The sequence below is a fragment of the Rhizobium sp. S163 genome (genome assembly GCF_030380805.1).
Classification (GTDB): Bacteria; Pseudomonadota; Alphaproteobacteria; order Rhizobiales; family Rhizobiaceae; genus Rhizobium.
This window is the reverse complement of record NZ_JAUDSA010000015.1, coordinates 61,608-80,787: the sequence shown is the minus strand read 5'-3', so window position 1 is coordinate 80,787 and position 19,180 is coordinate 61,608. Positions and strand designations below refer to the sequence as shown.

The 19,180-nt window shown below is 59.4% G+C and carries 19 protein-coding genes; 11 read left to right on the top strand and 8 right to left on the bottom strand.

Annotated elements, in window-relative coordinates:
* The first annotated feature begins 28 nt into the window (after positions 1-28).
* A complete protein-coding gene (locus QTL96_RS14970) occupies positions 29-910 on the top strand; it encodes a sugar phosphate isomerase/epimerase family protein (protein WP_289728228.1) in 882 nt (293 codons plus the stop codon).
* Between the two features lie 452 nt (positions 911-1,362).
* On the opposite strand, the gene QTL96_RS14965 is transcribed toward QTL96_RS14970, so the two are convergent.
* The 3 genes from QTL96_RS14965 to QTL96_RS14955 form a co-directional block, all read right to left on the bottom strand.
* Positions 1,363-1,479 carry a hypothetical protein gene (locus QTL96_RS14965; protein ID WP_289728253.1) on the bottom strand — a complete coding sequence of 39 codons (117 nt, stop codon included), beginning with the start codon at positions 1,477-1,479 and terminating at the stop codon, positions 1,363-1,365.
* 328 nt (positions 1,480-1,807) lie between these two features.
* Positions 1,808-3,337, bottom strand: a complete 1,530-nt coding sequence (locus QTL96_RS14960; protein ID WP_289728227.1) for an aldehyde dehydrogenase (NADP(+)) — start codon at positions 3,335-3,337, stop codon at positions 1,808-1,810.
* Positions 3,338-3,762: 425 nt separating this feature from the next.
* Positions 3,763-4,476, bottom strand: a complete 714-nt coding sequence (locus tag QTL96_RS14955) for an SDR family oxidoreductase (protein ID WP_289728226.1) — start codon at positions 4,474-4,476, stop codon at positions 3,763-3,765.
* Between the two features lie 117 nt (positions 4,477-4,593).
* Between QTL96_RS14955 and QTL96_RS14950 the strand changes: the two genes are divergently transcribed.
* Positions 4,594-5,019, top strand: coding sequence for a helix-turn-helix domain-containing protein (locus QTL96_RS14950; RefSeq protein ID WP_289728252.1), 426 nt, complete (start codon positions 4,594-4,596; stop codon positions 5,017-5,019).
* 86 nt (positions 5,020-5,105) lie between these two features.
* On the opposite strand, the gene QTL96_RS14945 is transcribed toward QTL96_RS14950, so the two are convergent.
* A complete protein-coding gene (locus QTL96_RS14945; protein ID WP_289728225.1) occupies positions 5,106-6,020 on the bottom strand; it encodes an NmrA/HSCARG family protein in 915 nt (304 codons plus the stop codon).
* A gap of 99 nt (positions 6,021-6,119) precedes the next feature.
* On the opposite strand from QTL96_RS14945, the gene QTL96_RS14940 reads away from it, so the two are divergent.
* Positions 6,120-6,533: a helix-turn-helix domain-containing protein gene (locus QTL96_RS14940; RefSeq protein ID WP_289728224.1), complete on the top strand. Its 414-nt coding sequence runs from the start codon at positions 6,120-6,122 to the stop codon at positions 6,531-6,533.
* 738 nt (positions 6,534-7,271) lie between these two features.
* Here QTL96_RS14940 and QTL96_RS14935 read toward each other — a convergent pair.
* Positions 7,272-8,012 carry an SDR family oxidoreductase gene (locus QTL96_RS14935; protein ID WP_289728223.1) on the bottom strand — a complete coding sequence of 247 codons (741 nt, stop codon included), beginning with the start codon at positions 8,010-8,012 and terminating at the stop codon, positions 7,272-7,274.
* Positions 8,013-8,281: 269 nt separating this feature from the next.
* Between QTL96_RS14935 and QTL96_RS14930 the strand changes: the two genes are divergently transcribed.
* Positions 8,282-9,238 carry a zinc-binding alcohol dehydrogenase family protein gene (locus QTL96_RS14930; RefSeq protein ID WP_289728251.1) on the top strand — a complete coding sequence of 319 codons (957 nt, stop codon included), beginning with the start codon at positions 8,282-8,284 and terminating at the stop codon, positions 9,236-9,238.
* Positions 9,239-9,554: 316 nt separating this feature from the next.
* Here QTL96_RS14930 and QTL96_RS14925 read toward each other — a convergent pair whose 3' ends face one another.
* Positions 9,555-10,427 (bottom strand): LysR family transcriptional regulator, encoded by an 873-nt coding sequence (locus QTL96_RS14925; protein WP_289728222.1) that lies wholly within the window; start codon positions 10,425-10,427, stop codon positions 9,555-9,557.
* A gap of 136 nt (positions 10,428-10,563) precedes the next feature.
* Between QTL96_RS14925 and QTL96_RS14920 the strand changes: the two genes are divergently transcribed.
* Both QTL96_RS14920 and QTL96_RS14915 read left to right on the top strand, forming a co-directional pair.
* Positions 10,564-11,223, top strand: coding sequence for a hydrolase (locus QTL96_RS14920; RefSeq protein ID WP_289728221.1), 660 nt, complete (start codon positions 10,564-10,566; stop codon positions 11,221-11,223).
* A gap of 90 nt (positions 11,224-11,313) precedes the next feature.
* Positions 11,314-12,249, top strand: coding sequence for a pirin family protein (locus QTL96_RS14915; protein ID WP_289728220.1), 936 nt, complete (start codon positions 11,314-11,316; stop codon positions 12,247-12,249).
* Between the two features lie 60 nt (positions 12,250-12,309).
* On the opposite strand, the gene QTL96_RS14910 is transcribed toward QTL96_RS14915, so the two are convergent.
* Together QTL96_RS14910 and QTL96_RS14905 are read right to left on the bottom strand one after the other, a co-directional pair.
* Positions 12,310-13,185, bottom strand: a complete 876-nt coding sequence (locus QTL96_RS14910; RefSeq protein WP_289728219.1) for a sugar phosphate isomerase/epimerase family protein — start codon at positions 13,183-13,185, stop codon at positions 12,310-12,312.
* Positions 13,186-13,295: 110 nt separating this feature from the next.
* The gene (locus QTL96_RS14905) at positions 13,296-14,120 is read right to left on the bottom strand and encodes a LuxR family transcriptional regulator (protein WP_113198070.1); all 825 of its coding nucleotides are present in this window, start codon (positions 14,118-14,120) and stop codon (positions 13,296-13,298) included.
* 186 nt (positions 14,121-14,306) lie between these two features.
* Here QTL96_RS14905 and QTL96_RS14900 point away from each other — a divergent pair, with 186 nt between their 5' ends.
* The 5 genes from QTL96_RS14900 to QTL96_RS14880 all read left to right on the top strand — a co-directional run bounded on the left by QTL96_RS14900 (position 14,307) and on the right by QTL96_RS14880 (position 19,130).
* Positions 14,307-15,404 carry an ABC transporter ATP-binding protein gene (locus tag QTL96_RS14900; protein ID WP_289728218.1) on the top strand — a complete coding sequence of 366 codons (1,098 nt, stop codon included), beginning with the start codon at positions 14,307-14,309 and terminating at the stop codon, positions 15,402-15,404.
* 21 nt (positions 15,405-15,425) lie between these two features.
* Entirely contained in the window at positions 15,426-16,589 is a 1,164-nt protein-coding gene (locus QTL96_RS14895) for a spermidine/putrescine ABC transporter substrate-binding protein (protein WP_113198072.1), read from the top strand.
* Positions 16,590-16,678: 89 nt separating this feature from the next.
* Positions 16,679-17,545, top strand: coding sequence for an ABC transporter permease (locus tag QTL96_RS14890; RefSeq protein WP_289728217.1), 867 nt, complete (start codon positions 16,679-16,681; stop codon positions 17,543-17,545).
* Positions 17,545-18,372 carry an ABC transporter permease gene (locus QTL96_RS14885; RefSeq protein WP_289728216.1) on the top strand — a complete coding sequence of 276 codons (828 nt, stop codon included), beginning with the start codon at positions 17,545-17,547 and terminating at the stop codon, positions 18,370-18,372. The genes QTL96_RS14890 and QTL96_RS14885 overlap by 1 nt, the downstream gene beginning before the upstream one ends.
* The gene (locus QTL96_RS14880; protein ID WP_289728215.1) at positions 18,369-19,130 is read left to right on the top strand and encodes an SDR family oxidoreductase; all 762 of its coding nucleotides are present in this window, start codon (positions 18,369-18,371) and stop codon (positions 19,128-19,130) included. The genes QTL96_RS14885 and QTL96_RS14880 overlap by 4 nt, the downstream gene beginning before the upstream one ends.
* Positions 19,131-19,180: the final 50 nt, after the last annotated feature.

The window sequence follows — 19,180 nt, the reverse complement described above, 5'->3', positions numbered from 1 at the left end:
TGGCGTTCTGATAGCGAGGAGAGTACCCATGAAGTTTGGCTTGAGTTCCTACAGTTTCCGCCCTTTGATGTTGGACGGCTCGATGCAGATAGAAGATCTCTTCACCTGGATCAGGGACAATGGCGGCGAACACCTAGAGCTTGCAACGCTGTCTATCGCTCCAGGTGGTGACGACCTCAACTACGAGCTGATCAAAGACGAAGACAGCGTCGGGCGCCTGCGCAAAGCCTCAGCCGAGACCGCTATCCCGCTCTCCGGCCTCTGCATTGCCGGGAATTTTATCGGCGACGACCGACGTGCACAGATCGACCGGGTAAAACGCTATGTCGAGCTCTGCGACCGTCTCGACGTCCGCTTCCTGCGCCACGATGTCGTGCCGTGGTCGCTTCGTGCGACGACCACCGCGCAGTTCGAAGCAGCCTTTCCGATGATCGTCGATGCTTGCCGGGAGGTGGCGGACCATGCGGAGCGCCTCGGTGTGACCGCCAGCGTCGAGGACCACGGTTTCTTCATGAACTCCAGCGAGCGCGTCAAACGCCTGCTGAATGCCGTTAATAGTCCGAACTTCAAGATGACGCTCGATGTCGGCAACTTCCTTTGCGTCGATGAAAACCCAGTGACCGGCACACGCGCGTCGATCGCGCATGCGAGCTTTGTCCATATCAAGGATTTTTACGTGCGCGCCGAAACCCCGGGACCCGGCTGGCTGGAGACGCTCAACGGGCAATTTATCCGCGGTTCGGTGTTCGGCTTCGGCGACCTGCCGGTGAAGTCGCTCGTGAAAACCATCGTGGATTCCGGCTATGATGGCTTCATCTCGCTGGAGTACGAAGGCAACGAGCCGACGCTGTACGGCTGTGCAACCGGTCTTTCCAATGCTCGCAAGTTGTTCACTGACTTGAAGAACTGAGATTGCTGGATGGTATGTCAGGCAGTGAAGGGCGGTGTGCGGACGGCGCTGTGAGGTTCACGAGAGCCGAGAGGTGGAGTTTGGAAGCGGCTCTATGTCCTGACTCGACTTCGTTCGTGCTTGGACCTGCTTGACCTCATCGAAAGAGCAATCACGCAAAGGAGTGCGGCAAAGCGCGTCAAACTCTCTCATTGTGAGCTCGTCGACGAGACCTGCTTCGTGCAGTCGCTCAGCAGATGCATGTACGTTCTTCTGTATCCGGCCCATCACATCGATCTCCAGTATTGTGCTTTCTACCGATCATCTCGGCGAGCTTTTTGTTGTCAGCACGCATGTAGACATCGCAATTTACTAAGGGCGGCCCTTTCGGCTTTCTTGATGTTCTCAGCCTCATTCTCAGCGAAACCCTCCACGAAAATAGGTCGGTTGGCTTGTCGATGACCAACGATCGTCTAGTCGCTTCCCGACTTGCCACGACCCGGAGCACCGATATGCTTCTTCCGCTGGAAGCCTCTAAGTCTGGCATCGACAAGGCCATCTTCGGTTTCTTTCGTGGCCTCGCACCGCATCATAGTCGTTAGGCCGTCTTCGATGGCCTAATTGTGCAATTGCGGTGTACTGACCCGTCTTAGCCAGCGGGAAGGCGGCGCTACTATGGTTCCGATCACCTCGGTGGAGCGCGCGGGCTTCAGCGGCCTGCGCGCATTCCGTCTAGGCCCATCGATCCTTTGTCCAGCAAACTTCTCTGGAGGGCTCGTAACTAATGGCGGGTTGAGGTTTACGGCCCGCGAGTAAGCTACAATTCGTCTTCTCGAGGGACCGGCCTCTTTGATTGCCGCAGTATATCCTTCTATGGGAACAAGCCGCCCGGTACCGTTGGGCAGCCCGTTCATATTGTCATTTCGCTCGCAAGGCTGCAGGAAGCAGGCTGTCTGCAAAGTCCTGGTACGAAACGGGCCGCAGAAAGCGGTAGATGGCGAGCGTACCAACAGAGGTGGACCTGCCGTCGGCAGTTGCGGGATATGGGCCGCCATGTACCATTGCAGGCGATACCTCGACGCCTGTGCCGAAGCCGTTTACCAAAAGCCGACCAGCAAGCATCTCGAGCTTCGGAACCAACCTGCGCGCCGCTTCAACATCCTTTTCGTCGATATGGAGAGCAACGGTAAGCTGACCCTCCAGAGCGCCGATGACCTGCTCGAGCTCTGCAGGATCCTTGCATCGCACGACAAGGCCGGCCGCGCCGAAGACTTCGTCCTGAAGTTCATGGTGTGCAAGGAAGGCGGCGGCGGACGTCTCAAAAAGCGCAGCGACGCCATCATACTCGCCGCCGGACTTTCCTTTTGCGAGCATACGCACTTGCGCATGTTGCTCGAGGCGGCCAACGCCCTCACGGAACGCCTTGGCGATCGACGGCGTCAGCATTGTCTGTGCTCCAGTCTCTGGGAGCAGTTCACGGGCTTTGGAGATGAACGCGTCGAGCCCTTCGCTATCTATTGCCAGGATCAGGCCGGGGTTCGTGCAGAACTGCCCGGCGCCCAGTGCGAGCGACGAAACAAAGGAAGCTGCAATCTGCTCGCCCCGATTGGCCAGTGCATTCTCAAAGAGAATGACCGGGTTGATGCTGCTCATTTCTGCGTAAACCGGGATCGGCTGCTTCCTCTCAGAAGCGATCTTCATCAGTGCCGTCCCCCCTCGGCGGGAACCCGTAAATCCGACTGCTCGAATTTTAGGGTCGGCAACAAGCTGTTGGCCGACTTCGAAGCCGGTGTCGAACAACAGCGCAAACGTGCCCGAGGGAAGGCCGATCTTTTCGACGGCTCGCTGGACCGCGCGACCGACAAGCTCGGACGTTCCTGGATGAGCCGAGTGCGCCTTGACGACAACTGGGCAGCCTGCGGCAAGCGCCGAAGCCGTGTCTCCGCCCGCAACGGAAAAGGCCAGCGGGAAGTTCGAAGCACCAAAAACCGCAACCGGGCCGACCGGGATATTGCGCAAACGAAGGTCCGGCTTTGGCACTGGCTTGCGCGATGGATCTCCCGCGTCAAAACGCAGTTCCTGGAAACGACCCTCCCGGACTTCCTTTGCAAACAGTCGAAGCTGGCCGGTCGTGCGGGCGCGTTCGCCTTCCAGCCTGCCACGCGGCAGACCAGTTTCTGCCATTGCTCGCACGACAAGCTCGTCACCGATGGCTTCTATTTCCAAGGCGATTGCTTCGAGGAATCCGGCTCGCGTCTCTAGACCCGTTTCGCGGTAAATGTCGAACGCCTGCCAAGCCAGCTGGGTGGCCTCTTCCACGTCGTCGTGAGAGGCTCCGCCAAAAGAAACCGGCAGTGCGGCGCCTGTCACCGCCTCCACGCCAAAAAACTCGCCGTTCCGGCCGCGTTTTTCTGTACCGGCGATCAAAAGGCTGCCGTTGATTGTCATGGGATGGTCCTCTGCTGAAAAGTATTACTTTTCGATATAAGGGCTTCTCACGGAGATTTCGACCGACCGCCGCCTAAAATCATAGATTTCTTTCTGCGGCGCTCATTTGGCGGCGGCATAGTTGCGTCGCGGTGGACCGCAAAAGCTGCGATCACAGGCGCAACTCTATTGCGCCTGTGAACATCGTCTGCAGATTGTCGAAGTCGTCGATTTCCAGGACTGGTTTGGAGAAAGCCGGATGGCTGACAACCGACATCGCAAACCAGAAACGCCTGTCAAGAGACGATCGACCATGACATCCGCCACCACTGCTACCTCCAGCAAATGATAACGGCTTCATGGTCGGGGAGGGTGGTTCTAGCCGAGCCGTCTGGGAGTGTCTGTCACGCTGGAACTCACCAAGCTACTGTCCACGCCGAAGATCGTCATACCTGTGTTGCGCCGCCGTCCACACACAGTTCTGTCCCAGTCGTGAAGCTGCTTTCGCTGCTCGCTAGAAAAAGCGCAGCCGAGGCGACCTCTTCCGGCCTACCGAGGCGGCCAAGTGGGATCATTGCGGTCAGCGCGGCGCGAACCTCATCTGTCGTCGCGGCCATCATCGCCGTGTCGGTTGGACCCGGGCTGACGACGTTGACGCGGATCCCCTTCGGCGCAAGTTCGTTGGCCCAGGTGCGGGCGAAAGATCGAACGGCAGACTTGCTGGCACTGTAGACGCCATAGCCTTTCGGACCGATTGCGTCGGCTATAGATCCAACCAAGACGATCGAGCCGCCTTCCTGCATGAGGTTCAGCGCGTCTTGTGCAGCGAAAAGAAGCGACCGCACGTTCAAGCCGAATATTCTGTCGTAGATGTCTTCGGAGATGTCGCCAAGCTCGGCATATTCCGAGATACCGGCGTTGAGAACGAGGACGTCGATACGCCCGCTTTCCTTACGTACCCTTTCGTAGACATCCCTGACGCTAGACGCCTGGCCGGCATCCGCAACGATCGGGACTACGCGCTCCGGATGGGCTGCCTCGATTGCCTTGCGGCTGGTGGCGTATACCGTCGAACCCTCGGCTGCAAAGCGCGATACGATCGCAGCTCCGATCCCGCTTCCACCGCCAATAACCACTGAAATCTTGTCTTCGAGTTTCATCGTGAACTCCTTGCGATTGAACACGAGGAGTTAGATATATGCCTTATATCTAGTGCAGAATACGCACCGATCGTAAAGCAGATATAGGAGAGTATACCGGTGCCCGATCAAACCAAGATGCCGAGCGCTGCCGTTGCAGGATCCGGGAAATCGACCAAGAGGCGCATCGATGAGGCACTGATCGACGCAAGACGGGCAAGGCCCGTTCTCGAACAGGTGGGCAACAAATGGTCGATCCTGATCCTCAGCGTACTGTGCACGAAGCCGTCACGGTTCAACGAGATCATGCGTCGGCTCGACGGTATCACGCATAAGGCGCTTTCGGACGCTCTCAAGCGTCTCGAGAGAAACGGATTGGTTCGAAGACATGTGTTGCCGACAGCCCCTGTCGGGGTCGAGTATTCAATCACGCCAATGGCCGAAACCCTGCGCGAGCCGTTTGCAGCGCTTTACCAGTGGGCGACGGATAACGCTGCCGCCATGGAGCGCTCTCAGGAAGAGTACGATCGCAAGGGGGCTATTTCGATGGCGCAGTCGTCCTGACACGACTGCGCCCGCCGACCCATCCGTTGGCGCAATCCAGGGCATTACGACCGATCCACGGATGATGCCATCCGTTCGGCGGATAATCATTTCTCGAAGTCCCAGGGTTTTGCGGAAGCCAGCGCCTGCTCGAACGATGAACGCCCGGGCCCGCCCAGCCAGTCTTTGAACGACTGAAGCTCTGGATTGAGTTTGCGCATTACGGCGAGGTCTGCGCCTCCTGCTAGCCTGCCTTCGTCCATCATCTCCGTCAGCTTTTTCAAAAACGGGCTCTCGCAGAGGCGGGCCTCGCCGAACCGTGCGTAGGGAATTTGTCGGCCGGCTGCGTTGGAAAACAACCGTTGCAGGTCGTGCCCTGTGACCGCGTCGCCAGCAATCTCGAAGGTCTGGCCGGCGAATTTCTCCGGCTGCTCGAAAATCTCCGAGACGATCTTTCCAATATCGTCGACCGCGATCAACTGCATTTTCTGGTCGTCACGCATGAAGAATTCAAACCTGCCTTCGTTCAATCCAAAGCCCGGCATTGTCAGGAGTTCCATGAAGGTCGCGGGACGCACAATGGTCGATCTGATCGCAAGCGCGCGCATATGTTTCTCGATCTGCATTTTCGTGTCGAAATGGGCCACCCCGGATGGCTCGTCACGTACCGCGCCGCCAGACGTGTACACGAGATGACCGATGCCACATTCTGCCGTGAGGTCGGCGATGGTCATGCCGTAGCGAACCTCTTCCTCGTCGGTTACCGCACCCCCAGGAGAGCTCGGTTGAACGCTGAAGACCCCATAGGCGCCGATCATTGCTGCCTTGATGGAAAGAGTGTCATCGAATGAGCCGTGCTTCAGCTCCACGCCTGCATCGGCGAGTAGACGCGCTCTGGCAGAAGACGCATCGCGAACCAGTGCCCGCACCGACCATCCTCGTCGCAGCAAGGCGGTCACAACCGATCCACCCTGTTGACCAGTCGCTCCGAACACCAAAATAGGAAGGCTCTTGTCGATCATTTGATTACCCACGTGTTGAACAAGGGTTACTCATATATACCTTTGTGAAAAGCCCGGAAGACGGCACATTTTTCAGCCTTGGGCACAGGAGTGATACTTTTGGAAAAGCAGATACACGGTCGGCCGTACGAGGAAAGAAACAGCAAGCCCTACTTTCGGCCATGCGCACCAAACAGCGTGCTGGCACGCCTCGGCGACAAGTGGACCATTCTCGTCATGTCGCATCTGGCTGTCGCTGACGGCCATCGGCTGCGCTTTTCTGAGTTGAAGAAGGGTATTGAGGGCATCACGCAACGGATGCTGACGCTCACACTGAGAAACCTGGAGCGAGACGGGCTGCTCGTCAGGCATTACTTTCCCGAGGTTCCCCCACGTGTCGAGTACCAGTTGACGGAGATGGGCGCGGGAATGCTTCCGGCGCTGGAAGGCTTCACGTCATGGATCCGCGAGAATTGGCCGCGCATCGAACAGTTCAGGAAGGCATATGATGCAGCAGGAGGAGGTCGAGAATGACAGCGACGCTTTCGGCATCTCGATGAACAAATCTCGATCATGACTGAAGCAACAGTTCGGGTTCAGTCTCTGTGACGGCCGATGATAGACGGTAGAGGCATATCTAATTTTGCAGCTGAAAGAAGACGCTCTTCGGCTTGCGAGGCGATGCCACCTTCGCGTGGAACCCTAATCCAGATCGATCTTTTTGCGGATCCAGCATAGGACCTTCGTCCGATAGTCGCTTTAATTTCCCGCTCCAAGTAGCGCCTATAACGAACGAATGGTAGGCGAAGGGAAATCGAATGTTGTGGTGGCTGATGGTAGGATACATTGTTGTAACCTTGACGATCATGACGTGCCTACTGCTCATGATTGGACAACATCTTTTGAAGCTCAGGAGAGCAAAGCTTCAACAGGTGGCTACGGTAGCCGACAATGGCGGTGAGCGCGTCGCGATGATCGAACAATAACGCCATTGAATGTTATTTATTGTCGTGGCTGTATCCGCTCAGAGCCCTGACCCCAGCGCCTTGAGACATGCCGGCCGGCCAAGGACCCACGTCGTGGCGGCGAATGTCGAGGAAGAAAGTCTGCTCCGGGCCTGACTGGCTTGCTTGGAGTGATGAGGCGGAACGTCTCGTGACGAGGCCCGTCAGCAAGCCCGTTCGGGCCGCCTCTCTATCGCGCGCGCTCCTTCGGACGTCGCGATCGGCACGGCCCTTCGTTAAGAAAGGTCGTGCTTGAGCGGGACGTGGCTTAGGCGATCGCGCCGCCATCTGCGGTGAGCGTCGCGCCTGTGATGACGCTCGCGGCGGAACTTGCCAGGAATACAACGGCGTTTGCGATCTCCTTCGGCTCGCCAAAGCGTCCCAGCGACGTCAGGCTTCGCTGGAAGTCTGCTGCCGCGCCGTCGGCCGGGTTAGCATCCGTGTCCGTCGCCCCAGGCTGCACCAGGTTCACGGTGATGCCGGACGGCCCAAGCTCACGCGAAAGGCCGCGCGTGAAGGAGGTCAGTGCCGCCTTCGACATGGCGTAAGGAGTTAGACCCTTAAAGGGTACCCGCTCGCCGAGCGCAGAACCGATCGTGATGATACGGCCGCCGTCTCGCAGATGCGGGATGACCGCCTTTGCAAACAGCACCGGTGCCCGAACGTTGACGTCCATGAGGGTTTGATATTCGTCCAGGTCCAGATCGGCGATGTTTCCCGAATGGCCGATCGCTGCACTGTTGACGAGGATGTCCAGCCCTCCCAGCCGAGCTACGGCGTCTCCGACAGCCCGCGCGATTGCCTGCGGGTCTGCGCTGTCGGCCTGGACGGCGACGGCTCGGCGGCCGTGGCTTTCGACGGACCGGGCAATCGCCGCAGCCTTTTCGGCCGCACGTTGGTAGGTGAACGCCACATCGGCACCATTCTCCGCAAGCGCTTCCACGATGGCGGCACCGATGCCGCGCGAGCCGCCCGTGACCAAGGCGCGCTTTCCACTCAAATCGATCATAGGATTCGGTTCCTTTCTTCGTAGCCGTGAATTCGGGAGGTCCGCGGCTCTGCGGATGCGCCCGACAGGGTGTCCGGCCTATTTCGTGGCTCCAGCGCAGCGGTTGAAGTGGCGGTGAATGCGACAGCTTGTTGCACGACGGGGAACAGCGACCGCTTTGCATCCTGCCCGTTGCAAGTCGCGCAACACGGCGTTCCCGACAGGGAGCCCTTTCTCACGACTGTGGACTACCTACATGTCTCAATACGTTTCTTGAGAATGGAGTGAAGATGAAGGCCGCCGTCTACGACAATCCGGGACCACCGTCAGTGCTGAAATACGTCGACGTGCCTGATCCGGTCTGCGGGCCGGACGAAGTCCTCATAAGGGTGGAAGCGATCTCCATCGAAGGCGGAGATCTGATCAATCGCAGATCGACGTCCCAAGTACCCCGGTGGGTGGTCGGATATGCAGCGGCTGGAACGGTCGTGAGCGTGGGCAAGGGCGTGACCACCCGTGCCGTTGGCGAAAAGGTCGCTGCCTTCAGCATGCAGGGATCGCATGCTGAACTCTGGGCCGTCGCTGCTTCACGAACGTGGCTGGTTCCTGCGGGCCTCGATATCGCAAAAGCCGCCGTGCTGCCTATCTCCTTCGGCTCCGCCTATCACAGCGTGGTCACCCGAGGAGGTGTCGGGGACGGCGAAACCGTCCTCATCCACGCCGCGGCTGGAGGCGTGGGGCTGGCGGCGGTACAGCTCGCCAAGCGGGCAGGAGCGACCGTGATCGCGGTGGCAAGCGGGAGCGAAAGGCAGGCTCGCCTATTCGAACTCGGCGCCGCCTTCGTCGTCGATCGCCTTCACAATGACGTCGTAGGAGAAGCGCACCGACTGACCAATGGGAAGGGCGTCGATCTGGTCATCGACCCAGTCGGCTCCACATTGCAAGCTTCACTTTGCGCACTCGCACCGGAAGGGCGTCTCGTCTTTCTCGGAAATGCCGGCGGCGGAAAGCTCGATGTCGATCTATGGCAGCCGATGCAGAACAATCAGACGCTGCACGGGGTATTCATGGGATCCATCTTGGAACGGCCTTCGGTGCACGGCAGCGTCGATGATCTCCTTGCTGCCTCCGCAGCCGGAAAGATCGACGTCGTGATCGACCGATCTTTCGCGCTCGAAGACGCTGCGCACGCGCACGAGTACGCCGAGACGGCCAGGCCCCTGGGGCGGGTCGTGATGACCCCATGAACAGAGAAAGAAGGGCCACCGTATGAACAAGTAGGTTTCGTTCAGGAACAGAGATATCGAGGTCGTCGGCAATGTCTACCTGCCGCGGGAGTTTGACGAGGGTGGCAGATATCCAGCGATCGTCCTTTCGACGCCGGGCAGCAGCGTCAAGGAACAGATCGGAGCGCTCTACGCCGAGAGGCTCTCCGCACAGGGCTTCATAGCACTTACCTTCGACCCTTCACATCAGGGCGAGAGCGGCGGAGGGCCACGCGATCTCGAAGATCCGGCCTGATTTCTTTTCGCAGTACCTTGCGCCGGAGCGGTCGACGCGCTCCTAAGAGCCGGCGTCAAAGCATTCGATCAGCATCTCCGTCAGCACACGGACCTTCTTGGCAGGATGCTGCCCTGGGGGCCTGACAACGAAGATGCCGGCGGTAGGCGGTGGGTGCTTCGCCATCACCTCGACGAGAGCTCCTGATGCAACGTGCGGGTCCGTAAGCCCGTTGGGAAGTCTGGCAATGCCTAGCCCTTCCAAAGCGGCTGCGAGCAGCGCCACTCCATTGTCGGCTTTGAACCGGCCTTGTGGTCGGATGTTGAGCACCGCGTCGCCGTCGGTCACCTGCCAAATCTCCGTTCCCTGCATGAGCGCCTCATGCTTTAGGAGTTCGTCTGGCGTCTCGGGCGAACCATTCCCTGCGATATAGTCCGGGCTTGCGACGAACCTTCCGCAGAGCGGCCCGACGCGCCTGGCAACGAGATTGGAATCGGGCAGGTATCCAATCCGTATAGCGCAGTCGAAACCCTCCGTGATCAGATCGACAAAGCGGTCGGTGTAACACGAGTAGATGTGTAGCTGCGGGTGTCGGCGCGCCATTTGAGAAAGGACGGGAGCAAAGTGCGTCGGCCCGAACGACAGAGGTGCAGCAACCCTAAGTCGCCCGCGCAACTCGCCCGCAGGCAGGATCGTCTCGCGCGCTGCATCGATCTCCGCCGAGATCCTTGCCGCGTAATCGCGAAACGTCGCGCCTTCTTCAGTCAGTGCGATGCCGCGCGTTGTTCGCGAGACGAGCTGTACGCCAAGTTCCGCCTCGAGACGAGCGATGCGCCGGCTGACCATTGATTTGGAGATGCCTAGCCGTTGCGCAGCTGGTGTGACCCCTCCTGCGTCAGCGACTTCCGTGAAGGTCCTGAGATCGTCGAATTCCATCTGGCGTTCCCCTTTTTGCAACACAGCTCTCGTTTTCGAGGGCTACCGCATCAAGGATGTCAATGACAAGCTTTTCGTGGATCGCCGTCCCACGGACGCGTTCACATCTTTCGACGAACCATCAAAAGGATATTTCATGACCTTTCGTAACGGCCTCGCCTCGCTTCTCCGCCCCGAAGATTCGGTTCTTGTCCTCATCGACCATCAGCCGTATCAGCTTGCGAACGTGAACAGTCACGAACCGACGATGGTGGTCAACAACACGGTTGGCCTTGCAAAGGTGGCCAAGGCCTTTAGCGTTCCCACCATCCTCACCACGGTGATCGCGGAGCGCGGAGGCAACCTGTTCTCGCAGATCGCCGACGTCTTCCCAGGCCAGGAAATCATCGACCGGACGCTGATCAACACCTGGCAGGATCCGAAGGTCGTCGATGTGGTGAAGGACACAGGCCGCAAGCAACTGGTAATCGCGGGCCTCTGGACGGAGGTTTGTGTTGCCATGCCGGCAATTCAAGCCGCGGGCGAAGGCTGGGATGTTACAGTCATTACAGACGCTTCGGGAGCAGTCTCGTCCGAGGCGCATCAGGTCGCAATCCAGCGCATGATCGCAGCCGGGGTCAACATGATGACCTGGCTCGCGCTCGCGGCCGAATGGCAGCGTGATTGGGCGCGTGCCGAACAGGCTGCAAAACTCACCGATGTCATCGTCCAGCATTCTGGCGGCAGCGGCATCGCCTATCTTTGGGAGCAGCAGTTGCTGAACACCAATCCACCTAAGGCTGGTGCTGGAGCGTAAGCAGGCCTAAACTGAGGAGCAGGGGCGCCATGCGTTTCCTGCTCCTCGCAATGAATGAATGATCATTGGCCAAAGAAGAGGACGTCACAAATGAGCTGGAACCCCACGATCGAACCAGGCTGCCCTGATCAGGTCGGCGTGGAGGCGATCGAGACGTTGATCGTTCCGCGCGCCCGCGATCTCGGTGGTTTCGAAGTCCGACGCGCGCTGCCTGCGCCGAACCGACAGATGGTCGGCCCGTTCATCTTCTTCGACCAGGCAGGTCCTGCCGAATTCCTGACCGGGCAGGGCGTCGACGTTCGACCCCATCCGCATATCGGCCTTGGCACAGTCACTTACCTGTACCGAGGCGATTTTCACCATCGGGACAGCACCGGTGCGGACCAGATCATAAGGCCAGGTGAGTTGAACTGGATGGTCGCGGGCAAAGGCGTATCGCACTCGGAGCGTACCAGCGCGGCGGCAAGAAGCGGCCCAAGCAGCCTGTTCGGAATACAGACGTGGCTTGCCCTGCCTGATAGCCACGAGGACATGACGCCTTCCTTTGAGCATTATGGCAAGCACGCGCTTCCCTTGATCGAAGACAAGGGTGTCTCTGCGCGGTTGATTCTTGGGAACGCCTACGGCGAGAACGCCCCCGCGAGAATGCTCTCGGAGACATTCTACGCCGACGTCAAGCTGGAGCCTGCCGCTCGTCTGCCGATGCCGGACGAGCACGAGGATCGTGCAATCTACGTCGTTGAAGGTTCGATCTCGGTCGCCGGGAAGGAGTTCGGCACGATGCAGATGATGGTGTTCCGTCCCGGAGACAGTATAACCGTCGCGGCCGGGGAACGGGGTGCTCGGATCATGATCCTCGGGGGCGCGACGTTCTCCGGGCCAAGGTATATCTGGTGGAATTTCGTTGCATCATCAATGGAACGTATCGAAGAAGCGAAGGCCGAATGGCGCGCTGGAAAATGGGGCGAGGGACGTTTTGACCTTCCTTCAAACGACCGTGGAGAGTTCATACCCTTGCCCGATTGACCGCTTGCCAGCCTCCGCGGCGAATTCCTGACAAGTCGGCAGCCAGGCGCACGAGCGAGATCAATTCGAAAGCGTAGTGCGGGCTGCAGCAATGCGATCCACGCGCTCCTTGATCGCCGCCAGCCGGTGGCGATCGCCCCCGGGTACCTCGACGGAAGCCCAGCCCGAATAGCCGATCTCGGAGAGCGCGCGGTTGACCGCCGGCCAATCGCAGTCTCCATCACCGATTTCGACTTCAAAGCCTTTCCATGGACCCTCGCTGTTCATCTTGTCGAGGCTGTATTCCTTGACGTCGATCTTCAAGATCCGGGTGCCGAGTGCTTCGATCCAGTCGACAGGCCGCCCGTAGCGAAGCACATTGCCGACATCGAAATACCAGCCGACCTTCGGATGGTTGCATGCATCGACGAAACCTGCAGCTTCCAGCGGGCTCAAAAGAAAGTCGTTCCACACGTTTTCAAGCGCGATCGAGACACCCGTCTCTTCGGCGTAGGGGGTGATCTTGGCGATTTCCTCCAGAGCGCGGCTATAGGCGGTCTTGTAGGTCGTCGGGCTGTTTCGAACAACGCCGGGAACCAGAAGCACGGTATCGGCGCCGTAAAGCTTGGCGTCGTTCAGCGCCGTGATCATCGACGCCACGCAGGCCTGACGGACCGCCGGATCAGCATCGGTGAGCGGGCTCTTCCAGTGCATGGAGTTCACAAGACCCGGAATGGCCACGCCGGTCTTATCGCGCGCATCCAGCACTTCGCGTGAAGGCAGGTCGCCTGGAGAATCGAGTTCGACACCATCGAAGCCGAGGTCCCGCAGCAGCTGAAACTTTTCAAGGATGGAGAGACCATCCTCCTCGATCATCGACCATTTCAGGCTGATTTTGGCCAGAGGGCGCGAGGGCTTCGAGGCAGGCTGGGAAGGCGAGGCGGGAGAATTGGTCATGCTCATGTCTCTGCTCAGAAAATGGGTGTGCGGCGCGCACTATGTCATTGAAGTCGCTAGCCATCAACGCCTGTCAGTGTAGATACACTCCCGTCTCCGGCTCCAGCTCTCTACTGGCTAAGCCCCCCAAATGCCTTGAGATAAATCGCCAGCAACTGCGTCTGCGAGGAGATCCCCAGTTTGCGGTAGACGTTCCGACGATGCACCTTCACGGTTCCGGTGGAGATATTCAGTTTCAGGCCAACCGATTCCGACGAGTGACCCTGCAGCACCAGATCGACGATTGCCGTTTCACGGCTGGTAAGGTTGAGATCCTGCCACACGGCATCAGCTGGCTGAACATCTATCTTTTGCTCACCGCGCTTGCGCGTGCGCCTCTTCGATTGCGCCTGGCCATCGAAGCGCTCGGCAAGCCCCGAGAGGTAGTGCTGGGTCAACCGGGTCACGAGAGGCTCCGCCTTCTTCAAAAGTGCGATTTCGGCCGGCGGAAAGACACCTGTCGCCTCCCGGCGCATCAAAGACAAAACGACGGTGATATCGTCATCCTGTTCGACAAAGAAGCCGATCTCTTCGGCCAGTCCCGTCTGCACGTAATAGGTTCGGTAGTACTCGCTGGAGAAAAAGCGGTCCGGCACCAGTTCGCGCATACGGAAAAACCCGCTGCGGCGCGCACGGGCGGTGTGGTAGAAGGGGTCGAGCAGATACGGACCAGCCTGGTAGAGCGTGACAAAGATGATGTGCTCCTTCGGGTCGAAGGTGCTGTAGAGATCGATCGGGCGCTCTTTGCCGCGATAGGCAAAGGCGACTACATAGTCGAAACGCACCAGTGCCGCCATCATCTGGCGAAATGTTTCGCCAAACTCAGCATCGCTCATAACAGGCTTGCCGACGGTGGTTTTGAAGGCCTGCAGGAGAGCCTCCAGATCCATGCTCATGGCAAAAATCTCCCAATCAGGCCACGGATATCGTCCTACCCCTGTATATACCTTCCACGAACCCGGAAAGGCTGAAATACCACTCTCGGGGTATATACCGTGGGCGACGGGCGGGCTTAGTCTTTTTGCAACGACGGTGGCAAAAGGCAGCGTAGACTGCCGCCAAACCAACCGCAGGGAACAGACGTGGCATCCGCTTCGACGAACGATATCGAATTCCGTTCGGTCACCAAGAAATACGGCTTCGTGACCGCCGTAACGGACATCAACCTCAACGTGCCAAAAGGCGCTTTCCTGGCGCTGCTCGGTCCGTCGGGCTGTGGCAAGACGACATGCCTGCGCATGATCGGCGGCTTCGAGCAGCCGAGCGAAGGCACCGTGCTGATCGACGGACGCGAGATGAACGGCGTGCCGGCCTACAGGCGGCCGGTCAACATGGTGTTTCAGCAGTATGCGCTGTTTCCCCACTTCAATGTCGAGCAGAACGTCGCCTACGGATTGCGGCAGATGCGACCGAAGATCGCGGCTAGCGAGGTCAATCGCCGTGTCGGCGAAGCGCTCGAGATGGTGCGTCTCGGCGGCTTTGCAAAACGGCGGATCCACGAGATGTCCGGTGGCCAGCAACAACGCGTGGCGCTGGCGCGCGCCATCGTCAACCGCCCCTCGGTGCTGCTCCTCGACGAGCCGCTCGCAGCACTCGACAAGAAGCTGCGCTCGGCCATGCAGATCGAGTTGCAGACGCTGCAGCGCGAACTCGGCATTACCTTTGTTCTGGTCACGCACGATCAGGAAGAAGCGCTCTCCATGGCCGATATCGTCTGCGTGATGAGCGCCGGCCGCATCCGCCAGCTCGGCTCACCGCAGGAAGTCTACGACCGACCGGCCGATCTTTTCGTCGCCGATTTCGTCGGAAAGACCAACCGGGTCGATGCGACCGTCGAGACCGACGGCCGCACACTTCGGTTGGGCGACGGATCGGCCATCCCGGTCGTAAAGGGTGAGGGCGTCCTGTCCGGCAAGGCGATTGTCGCAATCCGCCCCGAAGCGATCAGGCTCACGCGCGTTCAGGCGGGCAATGGCGCAAGCTTCAAGGGCACGGTCACGCACCGCATCTTCCTGGGGTCTTCGGCAGAATATGCCGTTTCGGTCCCCGGTCTCGGCGACTTCCTGGTCACCGCGGATCGGCGTGACAGCCAAAGCGATCTCGTCGAACCCGGCGAAACGGTCTTCCTCGGCTTCGATCCGGCAGGCGCCCATGTCTTTCCAGCTTCCAATGCAGCATAACCACAACAAGGGAACAGCATCATGAGCAAGGACTACAAGGATAATCTCCCCATTTCCGCCCAAGGCTTCATGGACGAGTTCATGCGCCTGAAGCGCGGCTCCGTCAGCCGCCGTCATTTCCTCGGTATTACCGGTCTCGGTCTTGCGACAGCCGTCATGTCGCGCTTCCCGGGCGCACTTTCGACACCCGCCTATGCTGCCGGTGAACTCGGCACGCAGATGTCGATCGCCACCTGGCCGAACTATCACGACCCCGCGACATTCGAAAATTTCAAGGCTGCCACCGGCGTCGATGTCGAAGTCAATGTCTTCGGCTCCAACGAAGAAATGCTCGCCAAGCTGCAGGCAGGCGCCTCTGGCTGGTCGCTCTTCGTGCCGACCAACTACACGATCTCGACCCATCACAAGCTCGGCCTGATCGATGAGCTCGATCTCTCCAAGATCCCGAACTTCAGCCAGGCGACCGAGAACCCGCGCTTTACCAAGGAAGGGCAGATCGACGGCAAGACCTATGCCGTGCCGAAGAACTGGGGCACGACCGGGTTCTCGGTCAATACGTCAAAGGTCAAGACCAAGCTTGCCAGCTGGAAGGATTTCTTCGAGATCGCCCAGACCGAGGCCGATGGTCGCGCCATGGTCCACGACTACCAGCTGACGACGATCGGTAGTGCACTCGTGTCGCTCGGCTACGATTTCAACTCGATCAAGGCCGACGAGCTCGCCAAGGCAGAGGAGCTCCTGATCAAGGTCAAGCCGCATCTCTTCGCGATCAACAGCGACTACCAGCCCGGCATGCGCGCAGGCGACGCCTGGATGACCATGTGCTGGACCAATGACGGCGCCCAGCTTAACCGCGACATGCCGGAACTTGCCTTCGTGCTCGGCAAGGATGGCGGCGAGATCTGGACGGATTACTATGCGATCCCCAAGGACGCGCCGAACAAGGCTGCCGGTTATGCGCTCCTCAACTTCCTTATGGACCCGGCCAACGCCGCCAAGGAGCATATCGCCAACGGCGCGCCGGCAACCGACAGCCGCGTCATCGCGCTGTTGCCGCAAGAGATCACCTCCAACAGGATCGTCTATCCCGAAGAGGCATCGCTGACGCCGCTCGAGTTCGGTGCTGCCGTCACGCTCACCGACCCAAGCCGTGCCGAATTGATGGCGCGTTTCAAGTCCGCCTGATCGCTCGTGAGGAGCACGCCGCCAGAAGGGGAGGCGTGCTCTTTGCGGGATCTCGACCGTTCTTTGCGCAAACGCTCGTCTGGACCAAGATGACCCTGACACCGGATACCAAGAAACGCCTGGTCACCGCCGCGCTGGTCGCGCCGGCGAGCGCATGGTTGTTCGTCTTCCTGGTCCTACCGTTCATCGCCATCGTCGTCTTTTCCTTCGGCGAACGGGCGCCGGAAGGCGGCTACCAGGCAGCGTTCACCTTCGCGCAGTTCGCCAATCTCGGCTCGCGGGCAGCCGCGTTCAAGAATACGTTGGTGCTGGCTCCGATCGGTGCCTTCGCCTGCCTGCTCGTTGCCTATCCCGTAGCCTATTACCTGGCCGTCAAGGCAAGCCCGCAGCATCGCCTGCTTCTTGTGTCGCTGGTTGTGGTGCCGTTCTGGACCAGTCTTTTGGTGCGGACCTATGCCTGGATGTATATTCTGGGTGCGCGCGGCATCCCGCATCTGTTGGAATTCGTCGGTATCGAGAATGTCAGGCTCTTGAACACGCCGGGCGCCGTGCTCCTCGGCATTGTCTACGGCTATCTGCCTCTGATGATCATGCCGATCTATGTGAGCCTGGAAAAGCTCGACCGCCGTCTGCTGGAAGCCTCCGCCGATCTCGGTGCCCGGCCGCTTTCAACCTTCTTCGGCATCACTTTGCCGTTGTCACTGCCCGGTGTCATGACCGGCGTGGCACTGGTCACGATTCTTCTGCTTGGCGAATACCTGATCCCGCAGCTGCTTGGCGGCGGCAAGGTGTTCTTCATCGGCAATGCGCTCGTCGATCTCTTCTTGCAGTCTCGCAACTGGCCATTCGGGTCGGCGATCGCAGTCACGCTTGTTGTCGTGGTCGTCATCGTGCTGCTTGTCGCTATGCGCATTGCATGGCGTGTTGCCGGAACCCGCCAGGTGGATCTCGTCTGATGCGCAGCCTCGTCACCACCGTCTATCTGTTCTTGTATACCCCGATCGCGCTGGTCGTGCTGTTTTCCTTTAACGCCGGGCGCAATGCCTCTGATTTCACAGGCTTTTCCACACAGTGGTACGGCAAGGCGCTCTCCAACACCTTCCTGATGCAGGCACTTGGAAACAGCCTGATCATTGCCTTCACCAGCGCGACGTTGGCTGCGATCTTCGGGACGATGGCCGCCCTTGGAATGGAGCGGCTGGGGCCGAGGGCACGCGCAGTATTTGATGGCCTGTTTGCCGCAGCGATCGTTGTTCCTGGTGTGGTAATCGGTATTGCGACGCTGGTCGCGCTGGTCGAGGTCTTCGGTATCCTCAACCCACTGCTTGCCGCCGTCTGGCCGGGCGAACAGCCGCCCCGGCTCCAGCTCGGCTTCGGCTCGATCATCGCCGCGCACGGGCTTTTTACGATGGCGCTTGTGACGATGATCGTCAAAGCCCGGATCGCCAGCCTTGGCCGTGATATCGTCGAGGCGTCAAACGATCTTTACGCGACGCCGTTCACGACGTTTCGCGAGATCGTTTTGCCGCAGATCCTGCCATCCATCCTGGCCGGGTTCTTGCTTGCCTTCACCTTCTCGTTCGACGACTTCATCATCGCCTTCTTCGTTGCCGGCTCAAACACCACGCTGCCGATCTATGTCTTTGCATCGATCCGCCGCGGCGTGACGCCCGAGATCAACGCAATCGCCACCATGGTGCTGGTCGCGTCACTCGTACTGATCCTCATCGCTCGGTTCCTGATGCGAGAAAAACAACAAAAGACCTTAGGGGAAACACCATGATTCTCGCCAATCGCGTTGCAATCGTCACCGGCGCCGGCTCTGGCATCGGCCGGGCAGGGGCAATGATCATGGCGCGCGAAGGCGCCCATGTTGTTGTCGCTGACTTCAATTCCGAAAACGCCGAGGAGAGTGTCAGGCAGATCATTGCTGCCGGCGGCAGCGCCGAGGCCCAGGTGCTCGATGTCACCGATGACAGGGCGCTCGAGGATGGCATTGCCGCAATCGCAGCCAGACACGGACGCATAGATATCCTGCATAACCATGCCGGTGCACAGGTCGCGGGTGATCTCGAAGGGGTCGCAGTCGATGGCTTCGACAAGTCCTGGGCCTTGAACGTGCGCGCCCATTTTATGGCAGCCCGGCTCGTCATGCCGCTGATGAAACGTGCCGGCAAAGGCGTCATTCTCAACACATCGTCGTCGTCAGGCGTGCTCTATGACCGCGAGATGATTGCCTACACTACGACGAAACACGCGGTCATCGCGATGACCCGGCAGATGGCCGGGGACTATGCGAAGTTCGGTGTTCGGGTCAATGCGGTGTGCCCCGGTTGGGTCGACACCCCGTTCAACGAGCCGTTCATCGCCCAGATGGGGGGCAGGGACGCGATCGAAAGCTATATCGCCGAGAAGGTACCGCTCGGGCGTTGGGCCGATGTCTCCGAAATCGCCGAGCCCATCCTGTTTCTCGTCTCTGACCGCTCATCTTACATGACCGGCCAGATCCTCGTCGTCGACGGCGGCGAGACCGTCGTTTGACGATGAACTGAAAGAGGTCGCGCTCGGATCTGATCCGTTTTTCCCTGCCG

Bases quoted from the DNA above. Each gene is read 5' to 3' on its own strand.
- QTL96_RS14950 (WP_289728252.1), top strand. From the start codon at position 4,594: ATGCCGAGCGCTGCCGTTGCAGGATCCGGGAAATCGACCAAGAGGCGC.
- QTL96_RS14935 (WP_289728223.1), bottom strand. From the start codon at position 8,012: ATGATCGATTTGAGTGGAAAGCGCGCCTTGGTCACGGGCGGCTCGCGC.
- QTL96_RS14945 (WP_289728225.1), bottom strand. From the start codon at position 6,020: ATGATCGACAAGAGCCTTCCTATTTTGGTGTTCGGAGCGACTGGTCAA.
- QTL96_RS14905 (WP_113198070.1), bottom strand. From the start codon at position 14,120: ATGAGCATGGATCTGGAGGCTCTCCTGCAGGCCTTCAAAACCACCGTC.
- QTL96_RS14930 (WP_289728251.1), top strand. From the start codon at position 8,282: ATGAAGGCCGCCGTCTACGACAATCCGGGACCACCGTCAGTGCTGAAA.
- QTL96_RS14885 (WP_289728216.1), top strand. From the start codon at position 17,545: ATGCGCAGCCTCGTCACCACCGTCTATCTGTTCTTGTATACCCCGATC.
- QTL96_RS14955 (WP_289728226.1), bottom strand. From the start codon at position 4,476: ATGAAACTCGAAGACAAGATTTCAGTGGTTATTGGCGGTGGAAGCGGG.
- QTL96_RS14915 (WP_289728220.1), top strand. From the start codon at position 11,314: ATGAGCTGGAACCCCACGATCGAACCAGGCTGCCCTGATCAGGTCGGC.
- QTL96_RS14970 (WP_289728228.1), top strand. From the start codon at position 29: ATGAAGTTTGGCTTGAGTTCCTACAGTTTCCGCCCTTTGATGTTGGAC.
- QTL96_RS14920 (WP_289728221.1), top strand. From the start codon at position 10,564: ATGACCTTTCGTAACGGCCTCGCCTCGCTTCTCCGCCCCGAAGATTCG.
- QTL96_RS14910 (WP_289728219.1), bottom strand. From the start codon at position 13,185: ATGACCAATTCTCCCGCCTCGCCTTCCCAGCCTGCCTCGAAGCCCTCG.
- QTL96_RS14880 (WP_289728215.1), top strand. From the start codon at position 18,369: ATGATTCTCGCCAATCGCGTTGCAATCGTCACCGGCGCCGGCTCTGGC.
- QTL96_RS14895 (WP_113198072.1), top strand. From the start codon at position 15,426: ATGAGCAAGGACTACAAGGATAATCTCCCCATTTCCGCCCAAGGCTTC.
- QTL96_RS14925 (WP_289728222.1), bottom strand. From the start codon at position 10,427: ATGGAATTCGACGATCTCAGGACCTTCACGGAAGTCGCTGACGCAGGA.
- QTL96_RS14890 (WP_289728217.1), top strand. From the start codon at position 16,679: ATGACCCTGACACCGGATACCAAGAAACGCCTGGTCACCGCCGCGCTG.
- QTL96_RS14965 (WP_289728253.1), bottom strand. From the start codon at position 1,479: ATGCGGTGCGAGGCCACGAAAGAAACCGAAGATGGCCTTGTCGATGCC.
- QTL96_RS14960 (WP_289728227.1), bottom strand. From the start codon at position 3,337: ATGACAATCAACGGCAGCCTTTTGATCGCCGGTACAGAAAAACGCGGC.